Genomic DNA, 23,083 nt, shown 5'->3' on the forward strand with positions numbered 1-23,083 from the left:
ACGAAAAAGGATCCGACGATGAAATGGCCTGCCCTGCACACCGGTCTGGTTCTCGCGACCTGCGCGACCCTGGTGGTCGCGTGCGCGGGATCGCAGGGCCCAGGCGGTGAGAGCGGAGCTCCCCCGGAGATGGAACCGCTGAGCGCCGTCGGCGACGGAGAGGGACAGCTCAACCTGGTGGCGTGGGCGGGCTATGCCGAGGACGGTTCCAACGACAGGGCCGTCGACTGGGTGACGCCGTTCGAGCAGCAGACGGGCTGTCAGGTCAACGTCAAGATCGGCAACACCTCCGACGAGATGGTGCAGCTGATGCGCAGCGGTCAGTACGACGGGGTATCGGCATCGGGCGACGCCACGCTCCGGCTCATCTATGCCGGTGACGTGGCACCGGTCAACACTGATCTGGTGCCCAACTACGAGACGATCTCGTCGTTCTTGAAAGACCAGCCGTGGAACTCGGTCGACGGGCAGATGTACGGCATCCCGCACGGCTGGGGCGCAAACCTGTTGATGTACAACGTCAACGTGGTGCGCGATGCACCGAGCTCGTGGGCGGCGGTGTTCGACGATGCGAGCAAGTACAAGGGCAAGGTCACCGCCTACGACTCGCCGATCTACATCGCCGACGCGGCGCTGTACCTGTCGAAGACCAAACCCGAACTCGGTATCACCGACCCGTACTCGCTGACCTCCGAACAACTCGATGCCGCAACCGAATTGCTCAAGGCCCAGCGGGAGAACATCGGCGAGTACTGGTCGGATTACACGAAGGAGGTGCAGGCGTTCGAATCCGGGACCTCGGTCATCGGCACGAGCTGGCAGGTGATCGCCAACACGATCGGCGCCGACAACAAGGTCCAGGTCAACACCGTGCTGCCCAAGGAAGGATCCACGGGCTGGTCTGACACCTGGATGGTGTCGGCGAAGGCCGCCCATCCGAACTGCATGTACAAGTGGATGAACTGGATCTCGTCGCCGGAGATCAACGCCCAGGTCGCAGAGTACTTCGGCGAGGCGCCGGCCCAGACCAAGGCCTGTGAACACACCACGCAGAAGGACTTCTGCGACATCTACCACGCGACCGACGCCGAGTTCGCGTCCCGGATCCACTACTGGACCACCCCGCAGACGCAGTGCGTCGACGGCAGCGGCGACGACTGCACGGCCTACAGCGAGTGGGTCGACAAGTGGCAGCAGATCAAGGGGTGACCCGCCGCGTGCGGCTCGCGTTGCTGTTGACGCCGCCACTCGCCTGGCTCGTCGTGGCCTACCTCGGATCGCTTGCGGTTCTCCTGGTTTCGGCTTTCTGGAGCACCGATGAGTTCACCGGCGCCGTGGTCCGCACGTTCACCGGCGACAACATCGTGCGAGTCCTCACCGACGACGTGTTCCGCACCGCGGCGCTTCGCACCGTCGGCGTGGCGTTGACGGTCACCGTCGTCTGCGCGGTGCTCGCGGTGCCGATCGCGCTGTACATGGCCAAGGTCGCCACGCCGAGGCTGCGGCTGATGCTGGTGATCGCCGTAACCACGCCGCTGTGGGCGAGCTACCTGGTGAAGGCCTACGCGTGGCGCATGCTGCTGTCCCCGGAAGGGCCGCTGACGTGGGCGACGGGCTACACCCCCGGCTACGGTTTGATCGCCACCGTCATCACCCTCACCTACCTGTGGCTGCCCTACATGGTGATTCCGGTCTACGCCGCATTCGAACGCATACCGGACACTCTCGCCGACGCGAGCGCCGACCTGGGCGCATCGGACTTCGCAACGCTCCGAATGGTGCTGGCGCCATTGGTGTTTCCCGGCATCGCCGCCGGGTCGATCTTCACCTTCTCGTTGTCGCTGGGTGACTACATCGCCGTGACCATCGTCGGAGGCAAGACCCAGTTGATCGGCAACATCATCTACGGACAACTCGTCACCGCCAACAACCAGCCGCTTGCGGCGGCGCTGTCGATCATCCCGCTCGTGGCGATCGTGGCCTACCTGCTGGCGATGCGCCGCACCGGCGCGATGGAGAACGTCTGATGTTCTCGCCGACCGGGCGCCGGGCGTTGCGGATCTGGACCGCGGTGGTCCTGATGTTCCTCTACACGCCGCTGCTGTTGGTTCTGGTCAATGCGTTCAACGCATCCCGGACTTTCGCCTTTCCGCCGACCGGCTTCACGTGGGTGTGGTGGGCCGATGCCGCGCGCAGCACCGGGATGTGGAAGGCGCTGGCCAATTCCGTCGTGGTCGGGTTGGGTGCGACCGCCATCGCCCTGGTGCTCGGGACGATGATCGCGTTCGCGGTGCAGCGCTACCGGTTCTTCGGCCGCAGCGTGGTGAGTTTCCTCGTGGTGCTTCCCATCACGCTCCCCGGCATCGTCACGGGTATCGCGCTCAACGCGACGTTCACCTCGGCGCTGGCGATGACACTGGGTTTGGCCACCGTGATCATCGGCCATGCCACGTTCTGCATCGTCATCGTATTCAACAACATCGCGGCCCGGCTGCGTCAGATGGGCACGAGCCTGCAGGACGCGTCTGCCGATCTGGGCGCGTCGTCCTGGCAGACGTTCCGGTTCGTCACGTTGCCGATGGCGCGTGGCGCGCTGGTGGCCGGCGCCATCCTGGCGTTCGCCTTGTCGTTCGACGAAATCGTGGTGACGACGTTCACCGCGGGACCTACCGTGCAGACCCTGCCGATCTGGATCTTCTCGAATTTGTTCCGGCCGAACCAGGCTCCGGTGATCAATGTGGTGGCGGCCGCGCTCACTGTGCTGGCGATCATTCCGGTGTGGCTTGCCGGACGGTTCGGCGGCGACCCCGGCACGCGGGGCGCGTAGACCGTTCGGCAGATACCCGAACCGAATCTGCGGGGTTATTCGGCCGCGGCGAGCCGCTGTTTCAGGGCTCGGTCGAGACTGTCGGCGACGACGGTCTTCGCGAGCTCGCGACTGCCGGGCGGTGTCGCGCTTTGCGTGAGTGCTGTCGCGGTCAGGTCGGCCAGGCCGTTGACCGCGGCGACGGTCGATTTGGCGACCTGGACCATCGTGCGGACATACGACCGCCGATCGCTCGCATGCTCGATGAGGTCACCCAATGCCGGATCGGTCAGCACCACCGAACCATCGGAGACCTCGGCCAGTCCGCAGTCGACGAGCGCGCGGGCGTCGTCTCCGGCCGGGTCCATCTCAAGCGTGACCGTCTGTGTGCCGAGCTCGGTGCGCTCGATCCCGAGGATGTCGGCGAGGTCCTGGCCGCGGCGCAGACTGTCGAAGAACTCGGCGATGTGAGCGGAGTTGTATCCCTTGCCCAGTAGCTGACTGATCGCGTTCAACTGCGCCAGGTGCGGTTCGCCGTAATATGCCGAGCGTCCGACGCGACGCGGCGGATCGAGTAACCCGCGCTCCCGGTATGCCCGGATATTGCGGGGGCTGACGCCGGACAAACGCGCCAGGTCCTCCAGGCGATACTCAGCCAACCCGACGCCGCCCACGCCGACTTGAACAGCAATTCATACCGACACCCTACCTTCGGCCGAACGTTGCGAGCGAATTTGCAACCACTCTAGGCCATCCCCTCGCTGACCAATAGGCAAAGCTTTTATCTGCACGAATGTAGATTTATCCGCACCTAGCTCCACATCGTTGTGCAATTCCAGCCAACTCGTGAAGTGATTCGCTCGAGCACGGTGAGTGAATTCACCCCGATCGAATTGGAATCCCGGGCCGGTCCTGGGCGACGATGGATCAGGACATTAAGACAAATCTGCTCGGCGAAAGGCTCCGTGTGCGTCCCTGGATCGTTTGGACCACCGGACTACTCGCCTACATCGTCGCCGTGCTCGACCGGACCACTCTCGGCGTTTCCGGCCTGCAGGCCGCCGACAGGTTTGCCGCCAACCCGAGTGTGCTGTCGACGTTCGTCGTTCTCCAGGTCGTGGTCTACGCCTGCGCCCAGGTACCCGCCGGGGTACTGCTGGACCGGTTCGGTTCGCGAGTGCTCATCGTCTCCGGTGCGGCGTTGATGGCCTCCGGCCAACTGGTCCTGGCACTCAGTGAGTCACTGCCGGCCGCGCTCGCTGCGCGCGCGATCGTCGGCCTGGGCGACGCGGTCACCTTCATCTCGGTGTTGCGCCTCGTACCGCACTGGTTCAAACCCTCCCAGGTGCCGTTGCTGACCCAGCTGACCGGCATCTGCGGACAACTCGGCCAGGTGCTCTCGGCGGTGCCGTTCCTGGCGCTGCTCACCGCGGCCGGTTGGACCCCCGCGTACCTGTCGGTGGGCGCGTTCGGATTGCTGGCGATGGCGTTGGCGTTCGCGTTGGTGCGCAACACCCCGCACGGCTCCGTGGTGGCTGCTGAGACCACCACCGTGCGCGACACGTTGGCCAGCGTGCGGACCGTGTGGCTGCGCCCCGGAACCCGGCTGGGCTTCTTCACCCACATGGGCACCCAGTTTTCGGTCACGGTGTTCGCGCTCATGTGGGGTGTGCCGTATCTGACCGTCGCGCAGGGACTTTCGACAACCGCGGCCGGCACGTTGCTGACCATCTCCGTGGTCACGGCGATTTCCGCGGGCATCGCCATCGGGATCTTCACCGGCCGCCATCCGCACCGCAGATCCCGCCTGGTGCTCGCGATCATCGCCAGCAACGCACTGGCCTGGACTGTGGTGTTGGCCCTGCCGGGCCCGGCTCCGCTGTGGCTGCTGCTGGTGCTCATCGTCGTCATCTCCGTCGGTGGCCCCGGTTCGATGGTCGGATTCGACTTCGCCCGCACGTTCAATCCGAGCGCGACCCTCGGCACCGCTCAGGGCATGGTGAACATGGGCGGATTTCTGGCCGCGCTGCTGGTGATGCAGGCGATGGGCGTGATCCTGTCCCACGCCGGCAGTTACTCGTTCGAGTCGTTCCGCGTGGCCTGGACCGTGCAGTACGCGGTGTGGGTCTTGGCCACGATCGGCATTCTCATCACGCGGATGAAGGCCCGCCGACTGATGAAGGCCGAGCAGGAACGCATGCTGCTGGAGGGGTTCGAGGCTCACCCCTCACGTTGATCCGCCAGCCGCCTGGCGACGATTCGCCGGGCATGCCGATGGCCGATCAACTCGTAACCGAGGACGACCACCACCGGCGCACCCGTCACCACGAGCAGACACAGGGCCATTGAAATGCCGGCCGAGGCCATCGCGACCGCTGCCCCCAACGCCACGCCGGCCAGCACCAGCAGCCCGGTGTGCAAGACATCGATTTCGCCGACCAGCACCGAGTAGATGACGAACATCCCCACGAGGTAGATCCCGACCGGTATCGCGACCGCGAGCACCGTGGCAACCGAATCCAGCTCGGAATGATCCTCGATGTAATAGGCGGCCACGTGCAGGCCGGCGCCGGTCGCCACGATCGACCCGAACACCACCAGATGCAGGTAGCCGTACCAGAACGACAGTCTCCGGTGCGCATGCAGAAGTTCCGCGGCCGGCACCAGGAAGTAGACCCACCACATGCCGAACGTGAGGCCGGTTCCGGCGATCACGAGCAGGATCGCATCGGTGGACCAGCCTTGTTCCCCGACCGCGGCCGTCAACGAGGCGACCGTGCCGACCACACCCTCGCCGAGCGCGATGATCGCGAGCAACCCGTACCGTTCGGCGATGTGATGGGCATGCCACGGCGTGCCGCCCATGCGCCGCTCGGCCAGGAACGGACCCGACACCTCCACCACGACGAGGACGGCCGCGGACAGGAAGAACACCAGAACCGACGTGTGGGCGAAGATCTGAACAATCCAGCCGATCTGCGCCACGACCACCGCGGCCGCATAGGTCAGGCACGCCGACCGATGTTCCGGATCCTGTTTGGCCGCGCGTAACCACTGCCCCACCAGGGCGACACGCATCACCACATAGCCGGCCACCAACACGGTGTTGTCGACGTGCCCGCCGTGCTCGACGGAGGCGAACATCTGGGGCAGACCGAGCGCGAGGATGATGACGCCGACCATCTGCAGCATGGTCATCGCCCGGTACACCCAGTCGTCGGTGTCGAAGGCCGACGCGAACCAGGTGAAGTTCATCCACGCCCACCAGATCGCGAACGACGCGAACCCGAACGCCACCAACCCGGCGCCGACATGCCCTTCGGCCATCAAATGGGCCAACTGCGACGCGGCGACGCCGAAGGCGATCACGAACGTCAGGTCGAACAGCAGCTCCAACGGAGTGGCCACGCGGTGCTGCTCGTGTGGATCGCGTCCGGCCATCCGGTTCAGCCGGTGCACACGCACGGGGAGCTTGGGTTCGCTGTCGTTCACCTGGTCCGTCCCTTTTCTGTTCGCCCGCGGGAAGGCGGCCGCCCTCAGCCGTCAGGCCCCCCGCAACCGCTCCATTTCACCGCATAGTTGCCGCGCGCACACGGTTGCCGCCGCACGGGTCCCGCAGACGAAAAACGAGTAGTGCACTACTGGTGTCACAGCGACTGCCGCGCTCGACGATTGAGCGCGTGTCCAAGCAGTTCGCGCTGAACCTCGTGGGTGAGTTCGCCGTATACCGTGACATGAAGCCGTTGGTGTTACCACCGTCATGTCGCCGGGTGGTGGCTTTGGCCGCCGTGAAACGCCGAGAGTTGCACCGTAGCTGGGTGTGCGCCACGCTGTGGCCGTACAGTCCGCCGGCCAAAGCGGTCGCGTCGTTGCGTTCGGCGCTGTGGCGCCTGCGCCCACTGGGCGCCGACCCGTTGCTGGTGGTGAATCGCCATCACCTGGCGCTCGCACCGCACGTGTGGGTGGACTGGCATGAGGCGCTGCACCTGGCCGAACACATGAGCCCGGATTCGGATCCGCGACTGCGCCGCCTGCTGGGCGCCGGCGATCTGCTCGACGGCTGGACGGAACCGTGGTGTGTGACCGAACGCGCTCGTTTCCGCGCGCTCAAGCAGGCGGCACTGGCGTCACCCGCGATACGACATCCGAATTGCGGAGCGATGCCATGACCGCGTTACTCGTCGCCATGGCCATTCTCGGCGTCCCGCTCATCGCGTTCGGACTACATGAACTGCAGGCCCGGCTCGAGCGTTGGGAGTACGAACGCCACGCCGAGGACTGAGCGGCGATCCGGCCCTATACCGGGTCGAACGTCGAGATCAACCAGTTGCCGTCGATCCTGCTCAAGCCGACTTTCACGCTGCTGGCCGCGAAACTGCCGTTCGGGTTCTGCGCACTGGTGGTCGCCTGATTGACGAACACGAGCACCACAGCCGAATCCGGATGGATCTCGGCGACCGCCGCGCGAACCACGGCCGCTGATGTCTTCACCGACTTCTCTTTGGCCGCAGGGGTCACGATCTCTTGCGTGAACTGGTTGTAGTACGACAGGAAATCGCCCGTCAGATGCGACTTCGCGGCCGAGAAATCCCGGTCGAGGCTCTCCGGTGCGTACGACAGCAGGGCGACGGTGCCGTCGGTCGCCGCTTTGAGGACTGTCTGCGCTGCCGCCGCACCCGTCTGCTGGTCGACGCGGTATTGCGCGAAGTACAGCCATCCGGCCAGCGCTGCCGACACGACGAGCGCGACCGCAAGCGTGAGCGGGAACCACCGACGCGCGAGCGGCTGCCACCAGCGGCGCTTACCTTCGGTCTCGGTGGTTTTCGTGCTATCCGCATCGTCAGCGGTTTCGACAGCATCGCTCTCGTCGGCAGCCTCCGTCGCGTCGTCGACGTCGGTCGTCTTGGAATCCTGATCAACGGTCACGGCACGAACTCGACTTTCGACAGCTTGATCTGATCACCTTCGCGGACCAGGTCGACCGCGACCCGCCAGGGTCGGGGCTCCTGGTTGGCGCCCGTGGTGTTGGTGACGCGGGTGGTGACGGCCACGAGCACCGTGGCGGTGTCATCGGTCATCGTGTCCACCGCGGCGGCGTTGGCCGTGGCCTCGGTGACGACCTTCGCGCCGGTTGCGAGCTTGACGAAATCCTGTGCCTGGCCTTCGAAGTCGGCCTTGAACTCACCGGTCGAGTTGTCGAGGATGCGCTTCACATCGTCCTGGGCGTGGTTGAAGTCCAGCGACATCAGCGTCACCACACTCTGCCGCGCCGCGGCGGTGTACTCGGCGACGAGCTGCTGGCGATGCTCGGCCTGCCGGTGCTGCCAGATCATCCAGCCGCTTGCCGCCAGTAGCGCGCAGATGGCAAGGATCGTCAGACATGACGCGAGCACTTTCCAGAACAGTCGCGAGACGGTGGGCAGCCGGCGCTTGGATTCGGCCGGTTCCTCGGCGGTCAGCTCCGCTGCGGCCGACTCGGTGAGCTCAGTCGTGCCCTCGGCGGACGCGCTGTCGTCGGTCGATGTCGCGTCGTCCTCGGAATCGTCATCCGACTCGGCCGCGATCTCGTCTACGGTGTCGTCTGCGCTTCCGGAGCCATCCTTTTCGGCGTCCTCGTCGGATTTCAGCAACCTCTCGGCTGCGGCCTGGTTACGCAACCGGATGGCGCGCGCCCTGGCCCGCGCGGCGGCGGCCACCGCCTCGGCCTCTGCCGCTTCGGCCTCGGCCTGCTCGGCCAGCGCGAGCATGTCGCTCGGCGACGCCGCGTCGGCATCGATGTCGTCTCCGGTATCGAGTACCGGCGACGAAGGCTTGCGGGACGGCATGTCGACCTCCTGTCCGTTCAGCAGCCTGCTTAATGAGAATCACGTTATCAGTTTTTGACAGTGTCCCGACCATACATCATTCACAAAGGGCGCGGATATGCCGTTCTTACTGCGGAAATGATGTTTACATGCTGTGCGAATGCTCAGCCGATTCTGATCGGTCGTCCGTCCGTAACCGGGTCTGCAGCTGATCCTTCATGACCTTGCCCGTGGCGTTGAGGGGCAACTCGTCGAGAAACTCCACATACCGCGGAACCTTGTAGCCGGCCATGCGTTCACGGCTCCAGGCAATCAGATCCTCGGCCGAAACGGAATCCCGCGTCGCACCCGGCCGTTGCTTGACGACCACGAAGGCCTTGCCGACTTGGCCGAGCCGTTCGTCGTCGACGCCGATGACGGCGACTTGCGCAACGTCCGGATGCTCCAGCAGGAACCCTTCGATCTCCGCGGGGTAGGCATTGAAACCGCCGACGATGAACATGTCCTTCTTGCGTCCGACGATGCGCAGCCGACCGTTGTCGTCGAGCGTGCCGAGGTCTCCGGTGTGCAGCCAGCCGTCGCCATCGACGGCTTCGGCCGTGGCCGCCGGATCGTCGAAGTAGCCCTGCATCACGCTGTAGCCGCGGACCAGTACCTCACCGTCGTCGGCCACGGTGACCTCGACGCCGTCGCACGCGGTGCCGACCGTGGTGGCGATGTCCTCGAACGAATCCCCCGGCCGCGACAGGGTCGCGGTTCCGGCCTCGGTCAGGCCGTATCCGGTCGCCAGAGTTTGGAACGGCAGCTCCTCATGGATGCGGCGGACGAGCTCGACGGGTATGTCGGCGGCCCCCGTCACGCCGGCCCGCAGAGTGGCGAGCTTGGCCTTGTCCGCAACCGCAAGCAGCGAGTGATACAACGTCGGCGGGCCCGGCAGCATCGTGATGCGTTCGGCCGCGATCAGTTCCACCACGGCGTCGACGTCGAACACCGGCACGGGCAGCACCGTGGCGCCGCGGATGAGCGAGGCGATGCAGCCGGCCTTGTAGCCGAACGTGTGAAAGAACGGGTTCACGATGAGGTAGCGGTCGCCCTCGCGCAGATCGGCGAGATCGCACCATTCGGCGTAGAGCCGCAGCGTCTGCCGATGGTTCATCATGACGCCCTTGGGGCGGCCGGTGGTTCCCGAGGTGTAGATGATGTCGGCGATGTCGGTGCCGCTCAGGTCCGGCGCTTCATACGCGGGCCCGCTTCCGAGGAAGTCCGACTTCAACTCGATCGCCGGTACCCCGGCCGGCACCTCGAACTCCTGGCCGAGAAAACCTTGTTGACGCAGAACGGCTTTCGCGCCGCTGCGCCGGATCACATCGCCGGCCTCCTCGGCCTTGAACCGGGTGTTGACGGGTACCACTACCGCACCGGCGGTCACTGCCCCGAACGCGGCGATCATCCACTCCGCCGAGTTCGGCGCCCAGATGGCGATTCGATCGCCCCGGTCGATGCCGAGTCCATGGAACGCGCCCGCCGCGCGGCGGACCCGCTCGGTGAGCTGGCTGAAGGTCAAGCGCAGCGGACCGTCGACGACGGCTTCGGCGTCGCCGAACCGGTCCGCTGCGCTCAGGACCATCTCGGGGATGGTCTGCCAAGGAACGCCGGTCACGTCGTGACGAGACGACCCAGGTTGCCACCCATGATCTTGGCCTGATCTTCGACGGACAGGTGCTCGAGCGCGGTCACGTAATGCGTCGGTTCGGCCAGGCCTTCGGGATGCGGCCAGTCCGAGCCGTACAGCACCTGATCGACGCCGATCAGGTTGATCAGATCGTCGATGCCCTCCTCATAGAACGGGCTGACGTAGATGCGGTTCTTGATCTCCTCGATCGGGTTGCCCAAGAACGCTTCCGGTGCCTTCTTCCACACCTCGGCCATGGAGTCGAGCAGCGGGAACATCCATTTGGACCCGGCTTCGACGATGCCCACCTTGAGCTTCGGATGCCGGAACAGCGCGCCGTGGATCACCCACGAGGCCACCGCGTCCTGGATCGGCCGCCACTCGTTCAGGATCGCCATCGCGTTGGTCTGGAACGGCAGCATCTCCTGCGCGGCGCCGTCCCACTCGGACGTGTACCGGGAGTAGCCGCTGTCCGAGGAGTGCATGCCGACGAACACGTCGTGGTGGACGACCCGCTCCCAGAACGGGTCGAACTCGGGCAGCGCGAACGAGCGCGGCCCGCGGAAGCCCGGCACCGGCGCGGGACGGATCAGGATGGCACGGGCGCCGCGCTTGACGCACCATTCCAGCTCTTCGATCGCCTTCTCGACGATGGGCAGGGTGATCACCGGGGTGGTGAAGATGCGGTTCTGGTAGTTGAAGCCCCACACCTCGTCCAGCCACTGATTGAGGGCGTGGATGAGCACATGGATGGCTACCGGATCGTCGGAGAGGCGTTCCTCGATCAAGCTGGCCAGTGTCGGGAACATGAGGCTGCGGTCGACACCGAGTTCGTCCATGACCTTGATGCGCGGCTCGGGCTCGAAGAATGCCGGGATGGCCTTCATCGGCTCACCGAACAGTTCTCGCTTGCTCTTGCCGTCCGGGTTGCCGTACTTGAAGTACTCCTCCCAGGCTCCTGGCTTGGCGACCACCGAGAACGTGGGGTTGGGGATGTAGTTGCTGATCTGGCCCTTGAGCGCAATCTTGGTGCGGCCGTTGACCTCGACGTACTGGACGACGTCCTTGTACTCCTTGGGCAGGTACTTGGTCATCGCCTCCGGCGGCTCGTACAGGTGGTTGTCCGCGTCGAACAGCGGGAACGGGATGTCAACCCGATGCGACAGTTGCCCCATGAAACACTCCTTTTCTTATACGAGAATCGTATTCTCATTGTACGGATGTCGCAATATCCCCCGCGGCGGCCGACTCCCGTACGGCCTGGCGGACGCGGAATTTCTGCACCTTGCCGCTGGCCGTCCGCGGGAAGTCCTGACCCTCCGGCACCTCGTGCAGTTCCTCCGGCCATTTCTGCCGGGCGACCCCGGTGTTCTCGAAGTGCGCCCGCACCTGATCCAGCGTGGGCATGGCCTGACCGGACTTGATCCTCAGCACCGCGGCGACGCGTTCGCCGAGGCGCGCGTCCGGGGCGGCGACCACGATCGCCTCGATAACCTGCGGCATGGCCAGCAGCACCTCCTCGACCTCGAGCGCGCTGATGTTCTCGCCGCCGCGGATGATGAGATCGCCGGCGCGATCGGTGATCGTCAGGTAGCCGTCGTCGTCGAGAATCCCGACATCGCCTGTGCGGTACCAGCCTTCGTCGTCGAACACCTTGGCGGTCAGCGCGTCATCGGTATAGCCGAGGCACAGATCCGGTCCGCGGCTGAAGATCTCGCCGTCAGGGCCCAGCCGGATCTCGACTCCCGGACGCGGATTGCCGTCCGTGTACAGCCGTTTGGCCTCGGGTGCGGACGGGGACGAGCCGGTGATCGACGGGTGTTCGGTGCTGCCGTAGGACCGGAACACGAAGATCCCGAGATCGGCCAGGCGCCGGGTGACCGCCGTGGGTACGGTGGACCCGCCCAGGCCGACGGTCTTGAAATGCGCCATGTGCTCGGGTGTGCAATCCGGGTGGTCCAACAGGCTGGTGACGAAATACGGTGGCCCGCCACCGATCGACAAGCCGTCGGACTCGATCAGCTTGAGGACCTTGCCGGGATCCCATACGTCGCACAGGTCGATGGGCGCGCCTTCGAGCACGGGGATCAGAAAGGCACCCAGCATGCCGATGAAGTGTCCGACGGGCGTCGCGGTGAGCTGCCTGCCCCGGTCCGGCGGGTAGTTCTCCAGCAGCTGGCGCGTCTCGAAGCCGAGCGTCTGATGGCTGTGCACAACGCCTTTGGGGTCGCGCGTAGTACCGGAGGTGAATGCGATGAGCGCCGGGGCGGCCGGGTCGGTGGCGACGGTGCCTGCCATGGGTTCGTCGGCGAGCAGCACGTCGAACGACGATTGGCCCACGAGCCCGACGATCGGCACCTCGGCACACAGGTCGGCGGGAAAAGTCATGCGGCCGAATCGCTCAGTGGTGAGGAAGACCTTCGGCTTGGCGGTCGCCAGGATGTGGCCGAGTTCCTTGCGCCCGTAGAAATGCACGATCGGCACCGTCACGGCACCGAGGAAGGCCGAGGCCCAGAACGCGGCCGCCGCCTCCATCCAGTTCGGCAGCTGCAACGCCACCACGTCGCCGGGTCCGACGCCCCGGTCCCGCAGTCCGGCGGCGAGTCGGCGGCCGATCAGCTCGACATCGTGGAAGGTCCCGGCGTACGGCCGCACGTCGGAGTGGACGTGAAACGCGGCGTCGGGGTTGGCCGCCAAGCCGTCGGCCAGTACCTGGCCGAGCGTCTCCGGCGTCCACCATCCTTCTTCGACGTACCGTTTGGTCAGCTCAACGGGGATGTCGCGCACGACGGTGATGCTATTCTCAGCCAGCGAGAATGCCAATAACGGAACTGGAGAACGATTGATGGTCGACCTGGAACTCGACGGTGAATTGGCGGTCGTCACCATCGACCGGCCCCATGCCCGCAACGCCATCTCGCTCGACACCATGGACGAGTTGAACAAGGCGCTGGACGGCGCCGTCGGATCGCGCGCGCTGGCGATCACCGGCGCCGGCGACCGGGCCTTCGTCTCCGGAGGCGACCTCAAGGAACTTGCCGCCCTGCGCACCGAGCTCGAGGCGGCGTCGATGGCGTGGCGCATGCGCGCGATCTGCGACCGCATCGCCGGGTTTCCTGGACCGGTGATCGCGGCCCTCAACGGCCACGCCCTGGGTGGCGGCGCCGAAGTGGCGGTGGCAGCCGACATCCGGATCGCCGCCGACGACATCAAGATCGGCTTCAATCAGGTCGCGTTGGAGATCATGCCGGCCTGGGGCGGCGCGGAGCGCCTGACCAAGTTGGTCGGCGGTAGCCGGGCGCTGTTGCTCGCCGGCACCGGGCGCATACTGGGCGCCGCCGAGGCCGAGCGCCTCGGCCTGATCGACCAGGTGTTGCCGCGCGCCGAGTTCGCCGACGGCTGGCGAGCCATCGCACGCTCGCTCGCGAGCAGGCCGGCCGGGGAGATCAAGCGCGTCATGGCCGGTGTGCCGACCACCGAGGCCGTCGCCGCGTTCGCGCGCCTGTGGGTCGCCGACGAGCATTGGGCGGCCGCCTACAAGGTGATGAACCGCGGGAAGTGACAGACCTCCGCCGAGTGGCCACTTATGACACGCGCTTTCGGGATTCGCGTGTCATGAGTGGCCACTCGCGCGTCAGCCGGCGGTCAGTTCGCGGACCGGGTCGCTGCCGTCCCACCGCGCCGCGGCCTGACGCACGAATGTGGCCATGCCCTGGGAGGCGTCGGTCAGTTCCATGATCTCGACGATGGCCGCCCCGGCCGGCGGCTCGAAGTAAGCGAAACGCACCCCGTCCGCTTCGCCGCCCCACCACACCTTTGGCCAGCCCGCGTCGTCGAGCTTGGCCATCGCGCCGTCGAAATCCGGTGCCCAATAGGCGAGTTGGTGAAACCCACCGCCCGTGGTGTCGAGGAACTCGGTGAAGACACTCCTGGTGTCGTCGAGCTGTTGGATGAGCTCGATCTGGAGATCGCCACTGTTGGACAGCGCCATCGACAGCGTCACCGCACAGGGCTCGCCGCGGAAGGTGACCCGTTGCGGCAGCCCGCGGATGACGAACCACGGGCCGACGCCCATCTGGAGCCAACCGGAGATGGCGTCATCGAGATCGGGCACCACATAGCCGATCTGGCAGACCGTCCCGGGTAGGACGGACTTGTCGAAACCCATGCGGGCAGCCTAATTGGTAGTCGATTCTCACTAGACGAGAATTGCATTTCCCATTATCGTCAGCGACGTGTCAACACAGAAAGCTCTGGCGCCGGAGATCTCCACCTGGCCCGAGGAGAACCCCCAGCTCATCGGCAGCCGCTGCGCCGACTGCTCGGCCACCACCTTCCCCGCCCAGGCCCGCTGCCCCCGCTGCAGCAGTGCCAACACCACCGAGACCCTGCTGCCCCGCCGCGGCACCCTCATCGCCTGGACCACCCAGGGCTTCCCACCCGGACCGCCCTACAAAGGCCCCACCGGAAAGGACTTCGTCCCGTTCGGGGTCGGGCTGGTGCAACTCGGTGACATGGTCCGCGTCGAAGGCCGGCTCACCGAAAACGACCCCGCCAAACTGCAGTTCGGCCAAGAGGTCGAGCTCACCATGATCCCGTTCACCACCGACGACGACGGCAACGAGATCATCACCTTCGCCTTCACCCCGGAGGTCTCCCAATGACCAACGATGTTGCCATCATCGGAGTCGGCATCCACCCTTTCGGCCGATTCGACAAGACCGCGATGCAGATGGGCGCGGAGGCCATCGAGAGCGCGCTCGCCGACGCCAAGCTGGAGTGGAAGGACATCCAGTTCGGATTCGGCGGCAGCTACGAGGTGTCCAACCCTGACGCGGTCACCCGGCTGGTCGGTCTGACCGGCATCACCTTCACCAACGTGTTCAACGCGTGCGCCACGGCCGCCAGCGCGATCCAGCAGACCGCCGACACGATCCGGCTGGGCAAGTACGACATCGGCATCGCGATCGGTCTCGACAAGCACCCCCGCGGGGCGTTCACCGACGATCCGGCCAAGCTGGCGCTCCCCCAGTGGTATGCCGAGAACGGCCAGTTCGTCACCACGAAGTTCTTCGGGATGAAAGCCAACCACTACCTCCACAAGCACAACATCTCGCAGGAGACGCTGGCGCGCGTGGCCAACAAGAACTTCCGCAATGGCGCACTGAATCCGAATGCGTTCCGCCGCAAGGAGATTTCGGTCGACGAGATCCTGAACTCGACCGTGCTGAACTATCCGCTGACGCAGTACATGTTCTGCGCACCTGACGAAGGCGCCGCCGCGGTGATCATGTGCCGTGCCGACATCGCGCATCGTTACACCGACAAACCGGTGTACGTGCGGGCCAGTGAGATCCGCACCCGGACGTTCGGCGCCTACGAGGTGCACGCCACCTCGGCCCCGCTCGACGAAGACGCGTCACCGACCGTGTACGCCGCCAAGGCCGCCTACGAGGCCGCGGGGATCGGGCCCGAGGACGTCGACATCGCCCAGTTACAGGACACCGACGCCGGCGCCGAGGTCATCCACATGGCCGAGACCGGACTGTGCGCCGACGGCGAACAAGAGAAACTTCTGGCCGACGGCGCCACCGAGATCCACGGGTCGATCCCGGTCAACTCCGACGGCGGGCTCATCGCCAACGGCGAACCGATCGGCGCGTCGGGCCTGCGCCAGATGCACGAGCTGGTGCGCCAACTGCGCGGCGAAGCCGGCGACCGCCAGGTGCCCGGCAATCCGCGTGTCGGCCTGGCTCAGGTGTACGGGGCGCCCGGCACCGCGTCGGCCACGATCCTGTCGCTGTAATTCCTTGGCGCGAGCGGACGCGCCGGTACCCCGAAATGCGCGTTACGGGGTACCGGCGCGTCTGCTCGCGGAAAGAGCGTCACCACAAGTAGATGGCGAGCACGGTCGCAGACAGCGCCGCGAGCCAGGCGTCGGTACCGAATCGCAGCCATGCCGGTGCGGTGCGCACCTCCATGAACTCGCGAATGATCAAGCGGCATTTGATCGCCGCGAGCGCCACGACCGACACGGTGATCGGGATGCTGGCCACTGCCGCGCCGTGACCGAGCCACCACGAGACCACGGTGACCGCGCACAGGATTGCCCAGACGACGGTGATACGCCGAATCACGTTCATCGGTCACCTCATTACGTAGACGAGCGCGAAGATGACGACCCACAGCAGATCGACCATGTGCCAGTAGGTCGCGCCGGTCTCGATCACCGACATCCGATTGCGCGCCGAGGTTCGCAGCTGATACCAGCTGACCCCGAGGAACACCAGGCCGAGCGCCACATGGAAACCATGGATTCCGGTCAGCAGGTAATAGAACATGAAGAAGTCGTTGCTGGGGAACGTATATCCCTCGGCGATCTTCGTCGACCACTCGAAGGCCTTGACCGCCAGGAACAACACGCCGCACAGACCGCAGTAGACCGTGAGGCGTGTCGCACGGGCGATGTCGCCGTCGCGGGCGGCCATCACACTGCGCGCAACAAACCATGAACTGGTCAGCAGCACAAGGGTGTTGACGGCGCCGACGGTGAGATCGAGATGCTGCTGGGATTGCAGGAAGAGCTCGGGATGCTGGGCCCGGTAAACCATGAAGACGACGAGGTAGCCCGAGAAGATCACGAGGTCGCCGAGGACGAAGACCCAGATGTCCTTGCCGCCCGGCACATGTGGCGTACGGGTGCCCGTCGACTGTTGGTGCAGTTCGGGCGTTTGGGTGTCCGTCATGGCTAGTCCTGAACCTGTTCATCGACGGGCTGGGTCTTGATCGCGGAGTAGAGCAACCGGATGATGCAGATCTCCCAGAGCACGAACACCGCGGTGCCCATCCAGAAGCTGATCGAGCCGTTCCACGCCAGCGGTCCGGCCTTGAAGATGAACACCGGGCCGGCCAGGATCTCGGTCACGATCATCCAGATGCACATGTAGCCGAACCACTTCGGGAAGATCCCGTTGCGGTCTGAGAAGATCGCCAGGGCGAGCACCATGTTCTGCGTGGCGAAGCAGCCGAGCGACCCAACGAAGGACAGCAGTGCCAAGTCGTAGAGCATCGCGATGATCTGCGGGTCGCGATCCGGCCGGAACGCCGCCACAAGGAATGCGAACGCGGGGATCAGGCACCCGGGTACCGCTCCGACGACGAGCGCGGCAATGTAGCCGTAGGCGAAGACCGGTGCGACCGACATCCGTTTGATCTGATAGGCGATGAGGCCGTTGGCCACGCCGGTGAATCCGATGAGGAACATCAACAGCGCAAAGCCGATCCGGATCGTCAGCGAATGGTCATCGAAGAAGCCGGCGATCTGATCCGGGCCGATGTCGGGCCGCGGGGGCGGCATCACGCGGGTGAGGACGCAGAAGATGAGCCCGAACAGGTTGTAGAACACCGGCAGTGTCCACCAGCAGATCCACAGGTCGAGCTTGGGCCGGTCGGCCCGGTCCGAGCGGGCGTTCCCGGTGGACAGCGCCAGCGTGGCACTCACGACGCAACCACCGCGGATGCCTTGTCCGGCAAGGTTTCCTCGGCACGCTGTCGGCGGATCGCGCCGTGCACGGCGACGAACATCAGCACCAGATAGACGACGAACGCGCCCCACCGCAGCCAGAACGAGACCACTCCGTCCCAGGCGAACGGACCGGACTGCACGATCACCGAGCCGACTGCGGGCGTCATCGCAGCCGCCGCAACGAGATTGACAACGACCACCCACCGGGCGAACACCGGCTCAGGCCGGGAATCGAGCCAGACCGCCAGCGCCAGAATGAGATTGGAGACGACGACGAATCCGACCGGCGCGACGAATACGAACCAGGCGAAATCGTTGAGCAGCATGGTCAGTTGCGGATCCCGCTCCGGCCGGAATGCGGCGACGAGCCAGAAGATGTCGGCGATCGCAAACATGGTGGCACCGGTGGAGACCGCGGCCAGATAGCTGTAGGCCAGCACCGTGCTCGGCGTCGCCATCCGCTTCATCTGCACCACGATCACCATGAAGAACGGGACCAGCATGATGGCGCACAGGTTGAGCGTGATCATGCTGAACCGGATCATCGTGCTGTTCTGCCGGTAGAACTCGGCGACCTGCTCGGCGGTCAGTTGCGGCGACATCGGGGGCCAGAAGCCAGGAAAGGCGAGGACCGCGATGAGCAGGACACCACCGAAGAACGGGGTGATCCACAGGCTGATTCGCTGCGCGGTGGTGTTCATCGGTGCACCACGTCCCTTCGCGTCGGCAGGACCCTAGCCGATCGGCTACTCTCGGCGACCGTAGCCGCACGGCTACCCGGGAGTCAACGTCTCGGCGGATAAAAATCGGCCTTACCGTAACGCCGTACGGAAATGACGTTCTACAATACGAAAATGATGTTTCCGCACGCTGCCGCGCCGGCGGGATGAGCGGCTCAGGCAGACACTTCGATCGGCTGCGGTTCGCCCTCCAGGCGGCGCAGCCAGCTTTCGCAGAACTCCAGGACCTCGGCGTGACCGGCGGACATGCCCAGGGCCTGCTCCATGACCATCACGCGCGAGACGCTCGTCGCGAAGATCGTCCAGACGATAGGCGGCACGTCGGAGGAGTCGACGCCGTACCGCCGAAGCGCAGCCGTCATCGCCTTGGTCTGCTCCACGCGGAATTTCTCGGCGTAGTGCGCGATCTCGGTGCGCAGCGCCTTCCGATGATTGGCCAGACCCATGATCTCCATCGTCAGACGCGTGGCGCCAGGGTCGGTGCCGAACCGCCACAACGCCCACAGCGGTTGCGCCGAATCCAGTGCGCGCGCCTGTTCGACGAGGCCCTCCTCGGCACGCCTGCGGAACACTGCGAGGAACAGGTCGTCCATCGTCCGGAAGTAGTAGTGCACCAGCTGGGGCTTGAGACCGGCGTGCTCGGCGACGCGGCGCGACGTCACCGCGGCATAGCCCTCTTCGATCATCAACTTCTCGGCGGCGTCGAGCAGGACGATGCGGTTCTTCGCGTCCGGCGCCCCGATCCTTCGCGCCGATGCCATACCCCGGCCCCTCTCCTCGCAACTCGAACGATGCCTCAGCCAGATCGTAACTTCGGCGCGCCGAGTGATCTTGACCACGACTCTAGCGCCATGCTAAGCAGGTGCTCAGCACTTTTCGTGTTTTTCCGTTCGCGCGGTGCAGCCCGCCGCGAAAACGCCGCAGCGCATATTGAATTCGGAGGCAGTGCATCATGACCGAGGCCGCGACGCCCGACTACGACTCGATCGATTACTTCACCGACCCGTCGTTGGTGCCCGATCCACATCCGTACTTCGACCATCTGCGCAGCAAATGCCCCGTGGTGCGCGAGCCCAACTACGGTGTCCTCGCGATCACCAGCTTCGAAGAAGCCACCCACGTACTCAAGGACACCGACACGTTCTCGTCCTGCATCGCGGTGGCCGGCCCCTTCCCACCGCTGCCTTTCACCCCCGAGGGCGACGACATCACCGAGCAGATCGCCGAGCATCGCCCACAGATGCCGATGTTCGAACACATGGTGACGATGGATCCGCCCGACCACACCAACGCCCGCTCCCTGCTCAATCGGCTGCTCACACCGCGGCGGTTGAAGGAGAACGAGGACTTCATGTGGCGACTGGCCGACCAGTGTCTCGACGACTTCATCGCCGACGGCAAGTGTGAATTCCTCAGCGCCTACGCAAAGCCCTTCTCGCTGCTGGTGATCGCCGACATGCTGGGCGTCCCGGAGGAAGATCACGAGGAGTTCCGCGCGGTGCTGGGCGCGCCCCGGCCCGGGGCTCAGGTCGGTTCCCTCGACGGCGACCTCGTGTCGAGCAACCCGTTGGAATGGCTAGACGAGAAGTTCATCGGTTACCTCGAGGACCGTCGGAAGACACCCCGCGACGACGTGCTCACCGCACTCGCCACGGCGAACTACCCGGACGGTTCCGTACCGCCCGTAATCGAGGTCGTTCGGTCTGCGACATTCCTCTTCGCGGCCGGTCAGGAGACCACGACCAAACTGCTGTCGGCGTCGCTGCGGGTGCTCGGCGACCGCCCCGACGTCCAGGAGGCCCTGCGGCAGGACCGCAGCCGCATCCCGACGTTCGTCGAGGAGGCCTTAAGGATGGATGCCCCGGTCAAAAGCCAGTTCCGGCTGGCCAAGAAGCACACCCAACTCGGCGGGGTCGACGTGCCTGCCGGGACGACGTTGATGGTGTGCCCCGGCGCGGTCAACCGTGACCCCGTCCGCTTTGAGGACCCGCACACCTTCAGCCTGGATCGCAAGAACGTCCGGGAGCACATCGCCTTCGGCCGCGGTGTACACAGCTGCCCGGGCGGACCCCTGGCCCGGGTCGAGGGCCGGGTTTCGATCGAACGCATCCTCGACCGCATGGCCGACATCTCGATCGACGAGGAGTACCACGGTCCGGCCGACGACCGTCGCTACACGTACGAGCCGACCTTCATCCTCCGCGGCCTCACCGACCTGCACATCACGTTCGATCAGGTTCGCTGAAACGCGGAAGCCACCGGCCCGGGATCTCGCCACGCCGATGTATTCTCCGATTGCGAGAATGACAATCTCGCTTGGTGATGACGAGATTCCGGTTTCGGCACGGCGGAGGCTGATCCCGTTCTATAGTCAGCCCAGCAGTGCCGAGCCCGTGGAGGTGCCTGTGAAATCCAGCTTGATACGCGTTGCGATGACCGTCGTCCTCGGGTTGGGAACAGCGATGGCACTGGCACCGCCGTCGCAGGCCATGTATTTCGGCAACTACAACCTCCACATGCCCGATCGCCGCGACTTCCACACCTGGGTCTGGTCGGCGATCACGCCGTGCACGGGCCCGGACAACTCCAAGCGCCGCGATTGCATCACCATCCTCACCATCCCGCAGCCCATCGCCAAGGCCGCCTACATCAATGCCGATGCGAACCTGGTGGACGGTCGGTACACCATGACGATCGACGACCCGTTCGGCCTGCGGTGTGGCGACATCTACTACGGACCCACGATTCCGACCCATGACGTCTACACCTGGGACGCGAATACGCTCGCCGGCCAGATGGTTTCGTCGTTCGCCGCGGGATGTGACGGCGCGCCTGGGGGTTCGTTCACTTACCCGTTCACCCTGACGAGGATGTGATCGATGCGCTACCTGACGAGCCTGACAATCACAACGGCCACGACGCTCGTGGCAGGCGCAATCGCCACGGCTGCACCGGGATTCGCCGAGCCGCCGCTGCACCACGTGCGCTACACGGTGACCGCGAACGCCCCGTTCTGGGCCCACATCTACTACCGCGACACCGAACCGGCCATATTCTCGGACTACAGCCACAATCCGTACCAGTTCAGCCCGCGCGCCGACGTTGACATCGCGCCAGACAAGCCGTGGGTACTGGAGACCAATCTGGCGAATCCGGACCTCTGGGCGATGGTGTTGGTGCAAAGCGGGGAATCACCGGGTTTCCCGACGCCGGGATTCAATTGCGAACTCGCAGTCGACGGAGTCGTCGTCAAGACCAACAGCGGCCCGAAGGGCGCCCTGTGCTCGATCCGTAATTGGTAGCCGCTGCGAGGCCGCGTCGAAGTCGCAATGTCCAGGCGCCCGAGGTGCGCTCGTTCCGCCTCAGGCGTTTACTCGTGATGCGTCTCAGGCATCACCGCGGCGCCAGCGGCTCTCACCGTTCATCGGCACGCAACTCAGGAACAACCCGTCGGGCGCTTGGGCCACCATGTATTGCTGGTCCAGGCACAAGCTGTTCTCGTCACGAATGCCCGCCATCGGCGGAGAACGGAACCACCTCGGCTCGTAGCGGCGCGGTGATCCGCAGAAGACCAGCCTGCCCCAGTTGTTTCGGGCATCGACACCGAACACGTAGTAGGACGTGTTGCCGCACGGCGCGCCCAGGATCGCGTTCGGGTTGATCCCAGGTACGCAGAAGGCGTCGTTGCATGTCTGCGGTCCCGCATTCGCCTGCGGAGCACTCAACAATCCGGCCACAATCATCGAAGTGGCCGCCAGCACGGTCACACGCACGTCACTACTTTCGCACAGGCGGTAACGAAACTCTCCATTTCCGAGAATTTCACTATGAAAGTCGCTTCGAGAATGCTTGATACCCGGCCTGATCAGGCTGATTTCGGTCCAACAGCCAGGCGATAGTGATATTCTCCGCTATTGAGAATGGCAATGCCGGTGGCCAGAAGGAGAAGCTACATGTCGGCGTCCAAGGCGCACGCCAGCGCAGCAATTCTTGCGGGCCTGGCAATGGTCGGTCTGAGCTGCGCCGGCCCCGCCGGCGCCACCGAGCAGTGGGGCATCAACGGCACGTTCGCCACCTCCTCCAATGGGGACTGGGCGAAAGTCAACGAGCGGTATGAAGATCAACCATCTACGCGCAGCACCTGGACCATCAGCACCCAGTGCATCTCCCCCACCGAGTGCACCGGGACGGTGAACAGCGACGAGGGGTGGACGGCGCCGATCTATACGACGAACGGGCTGTATTACGTCAAGCGTCGGGTGCCCAATTGGCGGTTCTGTGCCGACGGCACACCTGTCGAAGGCCTGAAGATCATCAAGATTTATCCGGTCGGCTGGGATGGTCGCTACGACGTCAATGCCACCGAATACACCGGAGAAGATCAGACCACTGGGCCGAGCGGCTCGTGCGGACGCAACCAGTGGCCGGCCATCCGCATGCCCTTCTACATGAAGCCCATCTAGGCCTGACCGCCGGACCAAGCACCAGGCGAAGCGAAAACCGAAGACAACACGAAGAAAAGCCACGGGTTGCCGT

26 protein-coding genes are annotated in these 23,083 nt (G+C 65.1%); 12 read left to right on the plus strand and 14 right to left on the minus strand.

Translation table 11 applies throughout. The annotated features are described in order from the left end of the window. The first annotated feature begins 18 nt into the window (after positions 1-18). The 3 genes from AWC31_RS07735 to AWC31_RS07745 are packed head-to-tail and all read left to right on the plus strand — an operon-like array spanning position 19 to position 2,827. Positions 19-1,209, plus strand: a complete 1,191-nt coding sequence (locus AWC31_RS07735) for an ABC transporter substrate-binding protein (protein WP_085143703.1) — start codon at positions 19-21, stop codon at positions 1,207-1,209. After that, the gene (locus AWC31_RS07740; protein ID WP_085143704.1) at positions 1,188-2,027 is read left to right on the plus strand and encodes an ABC transporter permease; all 840 of its coding nucleotides are present in this window, start codon (positions 1,188-1,190) and stop codon (positions 2,025-2,027) included. The genes AWC31_RS07735 and AWC31_RS07740 overlap by 22 nt, the downstream gene beginning before the upstream one ends. Next, a complete protein-coding gene (locus AWC31_RS07745) occupies positions 2,027-2,827 on the plus strand; it encodes an ABC transporter permease (RefSeq protein ID WP_085143705.1) in 801 nt (266 codons plus the stop codon). Before AWC31_RS07740 ends, AWC31_RS07745 begins: the two co-directional genes overlap by 1 nt. A 35-nt stretch (positions 2,828-2,862) precedes the next feature. Here AWC31_RS07745 and AWC31_RS07750 read toward each other — a convergent pair whose 3' ends face one another. Further along, positions 2,863-3,465, minus strand: coding sequence for a MerR family transcriptional regulator (locus AWC31_RS07750; protein WP_085143851.1), 603 nt, complete (start codon positions 3,463-3,465; stop codon positions 2,863-2,865). Positions 3,466-3,773: 308 nt separating this feature from the next. Here AWC31_RS07750 and AWC31_RS07755 point away from each other — a divergent pair, with 308 nt between their 5' ends. Continuing rightward, entirely contained in the window at positions 3,774-5,042 is a 1,269-nt protein-coding gene (locus AWC31_RS07755) for an MFS transporter (RefSeq protein ID WP_085143853.1), read from the plus strand. Here AWC31_RS07755 and AWC31_RS07760 read toward each other — a convergent pair. Beyond that, positions 5,027-6,247, minus strand: a complete 1,221-nt coding sequence (locus AWC31_RS07760) for a low temperature requirement protein A (protein WP_085143852.1) — start codon at positions 6,245-6,247, stop codon at positions 5,027-5,029. The two genes, AWC31_RS07755 and AWC31_RS07760, sit on opposite strands and share 16 nt — an antisense overlap. Before the next feature lie 239 nt (positions 6,248-6,486). On the opposite strand from AWC31_RS07760, the gene AWC31_RS07765 reads away from it, so the two are divergent. After that, a complete protein-coding gene (locus AWC31_RS07765) occupies positions 6,487-6,975 on the plus strand; it encodes an AfsR/SARP family transcriptional regulator (protein WP_085143706.1) in 489 nt (162 codons plus the stop codon). Positions 6,976-7,102: 127 nt separating this feature from the next. Here the strand turns inward: AWC31_RS07765 and AWC31_RS07770 are convergent, their stop codons facing one another. The 5 genes from AWC31_RS07770 to AWC31_RS07790 form a co-directional block, all read right to left on the minus strand. Next, the gene (locus AWC31_RS07770) at positions 7,103-7,732 is read right to left on the minus strand and encodes a tetratricopeptide repeat protein (protein ID WP_085143707.1); all 630 of its coding nucleotides are present in this window, start codon (positions 7,730-7,732) and stop codon (positions 7,103-7,105) included. Next, a complete protein-coding gene (locus tag AWC31_RS07775; RefSeq protein ID WP_085143708.1) occupies positions 7,729-8,631 on the minus strand; it encodes an Rv1363c family protein in 903 nt (300 codons plus the stop codon). Before AWC31_RS07775 ends, AWC31_RS07770 begins: the two co-directional genes overlap by 4 nt. A gap of 124 nt (positions 8,632-8,755) precedes the next feature. Next, positions 8,756-10,270 carry a FadD3 family acyl-CoA ligase gene (locus tag AWC31_RS07780; protein ID WP_085143709.1) on the minus strand — a complete coding sequence of 505 codons (1,515 nt, stop codon included), beginning with the start codon at positions 10,268-10,270 and terminating at the stop codon, positions 8,756-8,758. Continuing rightward, positions 10,267-11,457, minus strand: coding sequence for an amidohydrolase family protein (locus AWC31_RS07785; RefSeq protein WP_067847621.1), 1,191 nt, complete (start codon positions 11,455-11,457; stop codon positions 10,267-10,269). Before AWC31_RS07785 ends, AWC31_RS07780 begins: the two co-directional genes overlap by 4 nt. Positions 11,458-11,491: 34 nt before the next feature. Next, complete coding sequence (locus AWC31_RS07790) at positions 11,492-13,069, minus strand: AMP-binding protein (RefSeq protein ID WP_085143854.1); 1,578 nt, start codon at positions 13,067-13,069, stop codon at positions 11,492-11,494. A gap of 58 nt (positions 13,070-13,127) precedes the next feature. Here AWC31_RS07790 and AWC31_RS07795 point away from each other — a divergent pair, with 58 nt between their 5' ends. Further along, positions 13,128-13,844 (plus strand): enoyl-CoA hydratase/isomerase family protein, encoded by a 717-nt coding sequence (locus AWC31_RS07795; RefSeq protein WP_085143710.1) that lies wholly within the window; start codon positions 13,128-13,130, stop codon positions 13,842-13,844. 72 nt (positions 13,845-13,916) lie between these two features. Here AWC31_RS07795 and AWC31_RS07800 read toward each other — a convergent pair whose 3' ends face one another. Beyond that, positions 13,917-14,450, minus strand: coding sequence for a VOC family protein (locus AWC31_RS07800; RefSeq protein WP_085143711.1), 534 nt, complete (start codon positions 14,448-14,450; stop codon positions 13,917-13,919). Positions 14,451-14,505: 55 nt separating this feature from the next. On the opposite strand from AWC31_RS07800, the gene AWC31_RS07805 reads away from it, so the two are divergent. Beyond that, positions 14,506-14,946 carry a Zn-ribbon domain-containing OB-fold protein gene (locus tag AWC31_RS07805; protein ID WP_085143712.1) on the plus strand — a complete coding sequence of 147 codons (441 nt, stop codon included), beginning with the start codon at positions 14,506-14,508 and terminating at the stop codon, positions 14,944-14,946. Then, on the plus strand, positions 14,943-16,088 hold the full coding sequence (locus tag AWC31_RS07810) for a thiolase family protein (RefSeq protein ID WP_085143713.1): 1,146 nt from the start codon (positions 14,943-14,945) through the stop codon (positions 16,086-16,088). The genes AWC31_RS07805 and AWC31_RS07810 overlap by 4 nt, the downstream gene beginning before the upstream one ends. 79 nt (positions 16,089-16,167) lie before the next feature. Here AWC31_RS07810 and AWC31_RS07815 read toward each other — a convergent pair whose 3' ends face one another. The 5 genes from AWC31_RS07815 to AWC31_RS07835 all read right to left on the minus strand — a co-directional run bounded on the left by AWC31_RS07815 (position 16,168) and on the right by AWC31_RS07835 (position 19,308). Further along, positions 16,168-16,425, minus strand: a complete 258-nt coding sequence (locus AWC31_RS07815) for a cytochrome C oxidase subunit IV family protein (RefSeq protein ID WP_085143714.1) — start codon at positions 16,423-16,425, stop codon at positions 16,168-16,170. A 3-nt stretch (positions 16,426-16,428) separates the two neighbouring features. Further along, the gene (locus tag AWC31_RS07820) at positions 16,429-17,028 is read right to left on the minus strand and encodes a cytochrome c oxidase subunit 3 family protein (RefSeq protein WP_085143715.1); all 600 of its coding nucleotides are present in this window, start codon (positions 17,026-17,028) and stop codon (positions 16,429-16,431) included. Between the two features lie 2 nt (positions 17,029-17,030). After that, a complete protein-coding gene (locus AWC31_RS07825) occupies positions 17,031-17,783 on the minus strand; it encodes a hypothetical protein (protein WP_234816763.1) in 753 nt (250 codons plus the stop codon). Further along, positions 17,780-18,508 carry a hypothetical protein gene (locus tag AWC31_RS07830; RefSeq protein ID WP_085143716.1) on the minus strand — a complete coding sequence of 243 codons (729 nt, stop codon included), beginning with the start codon at positions 18,506-18,508 and terminating at the stop codon, positions 17,780-17,782. Before AWC31_RS07830 ends, AWC31_RS07825 begins: the two co-directional genes overlap by 4 nt. 194 nt (positions 18,509-18,702) lie before the next feature. Continuing rightward, a complete protein-coding gene (locus tag AWC31_RS07835; protein WP_085143717.1) occupies positions 18,703-19,308 on the minus strand; it encodes a TetR/AcrR family transcriptional regulator in 606 nt (201 codons plus the stop codon). 191 nt (positions 19,309-19,499) lie between these two features. Here AWC31_RS07835 and AWC31_RS07840 point away from each other — a divergent pair, with 191 nt between their 5' ends. The 3 genes from AWC31_RS07840 (at position 19,500) to AWC31_RS07850 (ending at position 21,849) form a co-directional block, all read left to right on the plus strand. Continuing rightward, entirely contained in the window at positions 19,500-20,792 is a 1,293-nt protein-coding gene (locus AWC31_RS07840; protein WP_085143718.1) for a cytochrome P450, read from the plus strand. Between the two features lie 187 nt (positions 20,793-20,979). Beyond that, a complete protein-coding gene (locus tag AWC31_RS07845; RefSeq protein ID WP_234816772.1) occupies positions 20,980-21,423 on the plus strand; it encodes a hypothetical protein in 444 nt (147 codons plus the stop codon). A gap of 3 nt (positions 21,424-21,426) precedes the next feature. Further along, entirely contained in the window at positions 21,427-21,849 is a 423-nt protein-coding gene (locus AWC31_RS07850; RefSeq protein WP_085143719.1) for an Rv2576c family protein, read from the plus strand. Between the two features lie 84 nt (positions 21,850-21,933). Here AWC31_RS07850 and AWC31_RS07855 read toward each other — a convergent pair whose 3' ends face one another. Then, positions 21,934-22,290 (minus strand): hypothetical protein, encoded by a 357-nt coding sequence (locus AWC31_RS07855; protein WP_207626326.1) that lies wholly within the window; start codon positions 22,288-22,290, stop codon positions 21,934-21,936. Between the two features lie 210 nt (positions 22,291-22,500). On the opposite strand from AWC31_RS07855, the gene AWC31_RS07860 reads away from it, so the two are divergent. Continuing rightward, on the plus strand, positions 22,501-23,010 hold the full coding sequence (locus AWC31_RS07860) for an Rv2253/PknI dimerization domain-containing protein (protein WP_085143721.1): 510 nt from the start codon (positions 22,501-22,503) through the stop codon (positions 23,008-23,010). Positions 23,011-23,083 lie beyond the last annotated feature (73 nt).

Origin of the sequence: Mycolicibacterium wolinskyi, from assembly GCF_002101965.1 — a bacterium.
GTDB classification, from domain to species: Bacteria; Actinomycetota; Actinomycetes; order Mycobacteriales; family Mycobacteriaceae; genus Mycobacterium; species Mycobacterium wolinskyi.

What these genes read in the sequence shown, in the direction of transcription:
- AWC31_RS07860 (WP_085143721.1), top strand. Translation starts at nt 22,501, where the DNA reads ATGTCGGCGTCCAAGGCGCACGCCAGCGCAGCAATTCTTGCGGGCCTG.
- AWC31_RS07745 (WP_085143705.1), top strand. Translation starts at nt 2,027, where the DNA reads ATGTTCTCGCCGACCGGGCGCCGGGCGTTGCGGATCTGGACCGCGGTG.
- AWC31_RS07850 (WP_085143719.1), top strand. Translation starts at nt 21,427, where the DNA reads ATGCGCTACCTGACGAGCCTGACAATCACAACGGCCACGACGCTCGTG.
- AWC31_RS07820 (WP_085143715.1), bottom strand. Translation starts at nt 17,028, where the DNA reads ATGACGGACACCCAAACGCCCGAACTGCACCAACAGTCGACGGGCACC.
- AWC31_RS07775 (WP_085143708.1), bottom strand. Translation starts at nt 8,631, where the DNA reads ATGCCGTCCCGCAAGCCTTCGTCGCCGGTACTCGATACCGGAGACGAC.
- AWC31_RS07785 (WP_067847621.1), bottom strand. Translation starts at nt 11,457, where the DNA reads ATGGGGCAACTGTCGCATCGGGTTGACATCCCGTTCCCGCTGTTCGAC.
- AWC31_RS07795 (WP_085143710.1), top strand. Translation starts at nt 13,128, where the DNA reads ATGGTCGACCTGGAACTCGACGGTGAATTGGCGGTCGTCACCATCGAC.
- AWC31_RS07840 (WP_085143718.1), top strand. Translation starts at nt 19,500, where the DNA reads ATGACCGAGGCCGCGACGCCCGACTACGACTCGATCGATTACTTCACC.
- AWC31_RS07845 (WP_234816772.1), top strand. Translation starts at nt 20,980, where the DNA reads ATGACCGTCGTCCTCGGGTTGGGAACAGCGATGGCACTGGCACCGCCG.
- AWC31_RS07800 (WP_085143711.1), bottom strand. Translation starts at nt 14,450, where the DNA reads ATGGGTTTCGACAAGTCCGTCCTACCCGGGACGGTCTGCCAGATCGGC.
- AWC31_RS07835 (WP_085143717.1), bottom strand. Translation starts at nt 19,308, where the DNA reads ATGGCATCGGCGCGAAGGATCGGGGCGCCGGACGCGAAGAACCGCATC.
- AWC31_RS07810 (WP_085143713.1), top strand. Translation starts at nt 14,943, where the DNA reads ATGACCAACGATGTTGCCATCATCGGAGTCGGCATCCACCCTTTCGGC.
- AWC31_RS07830 (WP_085143716.1), bottom strand. Translation starts at nt 18,508, where the DNA reads ATGAACACCACCGCGCAGCGAATCAGCCTGTGGATCACCCCGTTCTTC.
- AWC31_RS07735 (WP_085143703.1), top strand. Translation starts at nt 19, where the DNA reads ATGAAATGGCCTGCCCTGCACACCGGTCTGGTTCTCGCGACCTGCGCG.
- AWC31_RS07855 (WP_207626326.1), bottom strand. Translation starts at nt 22,290, where the DNA reads ATGATTGTGGCCGGATTGTTGAGTGCTCCGCAGGCGAATGCGGGACCG.
- AWC31_RS07760 (WP_085143852.1), bottom strand. Translation starts at nt 6,247, where the DNA reads ATGGCCGGACGCGATCCACACGAGCAGCACCGCGTGGCCACTCCGTTG.
- AWC31_RS07815 (WP_085143714.1), bottom strand. Translation starts at nt 16,425, where the DNA reads ATGAACGTGATTCGGCGTATCACCGTCGTCTGGGCAATCCTGTGCGCG.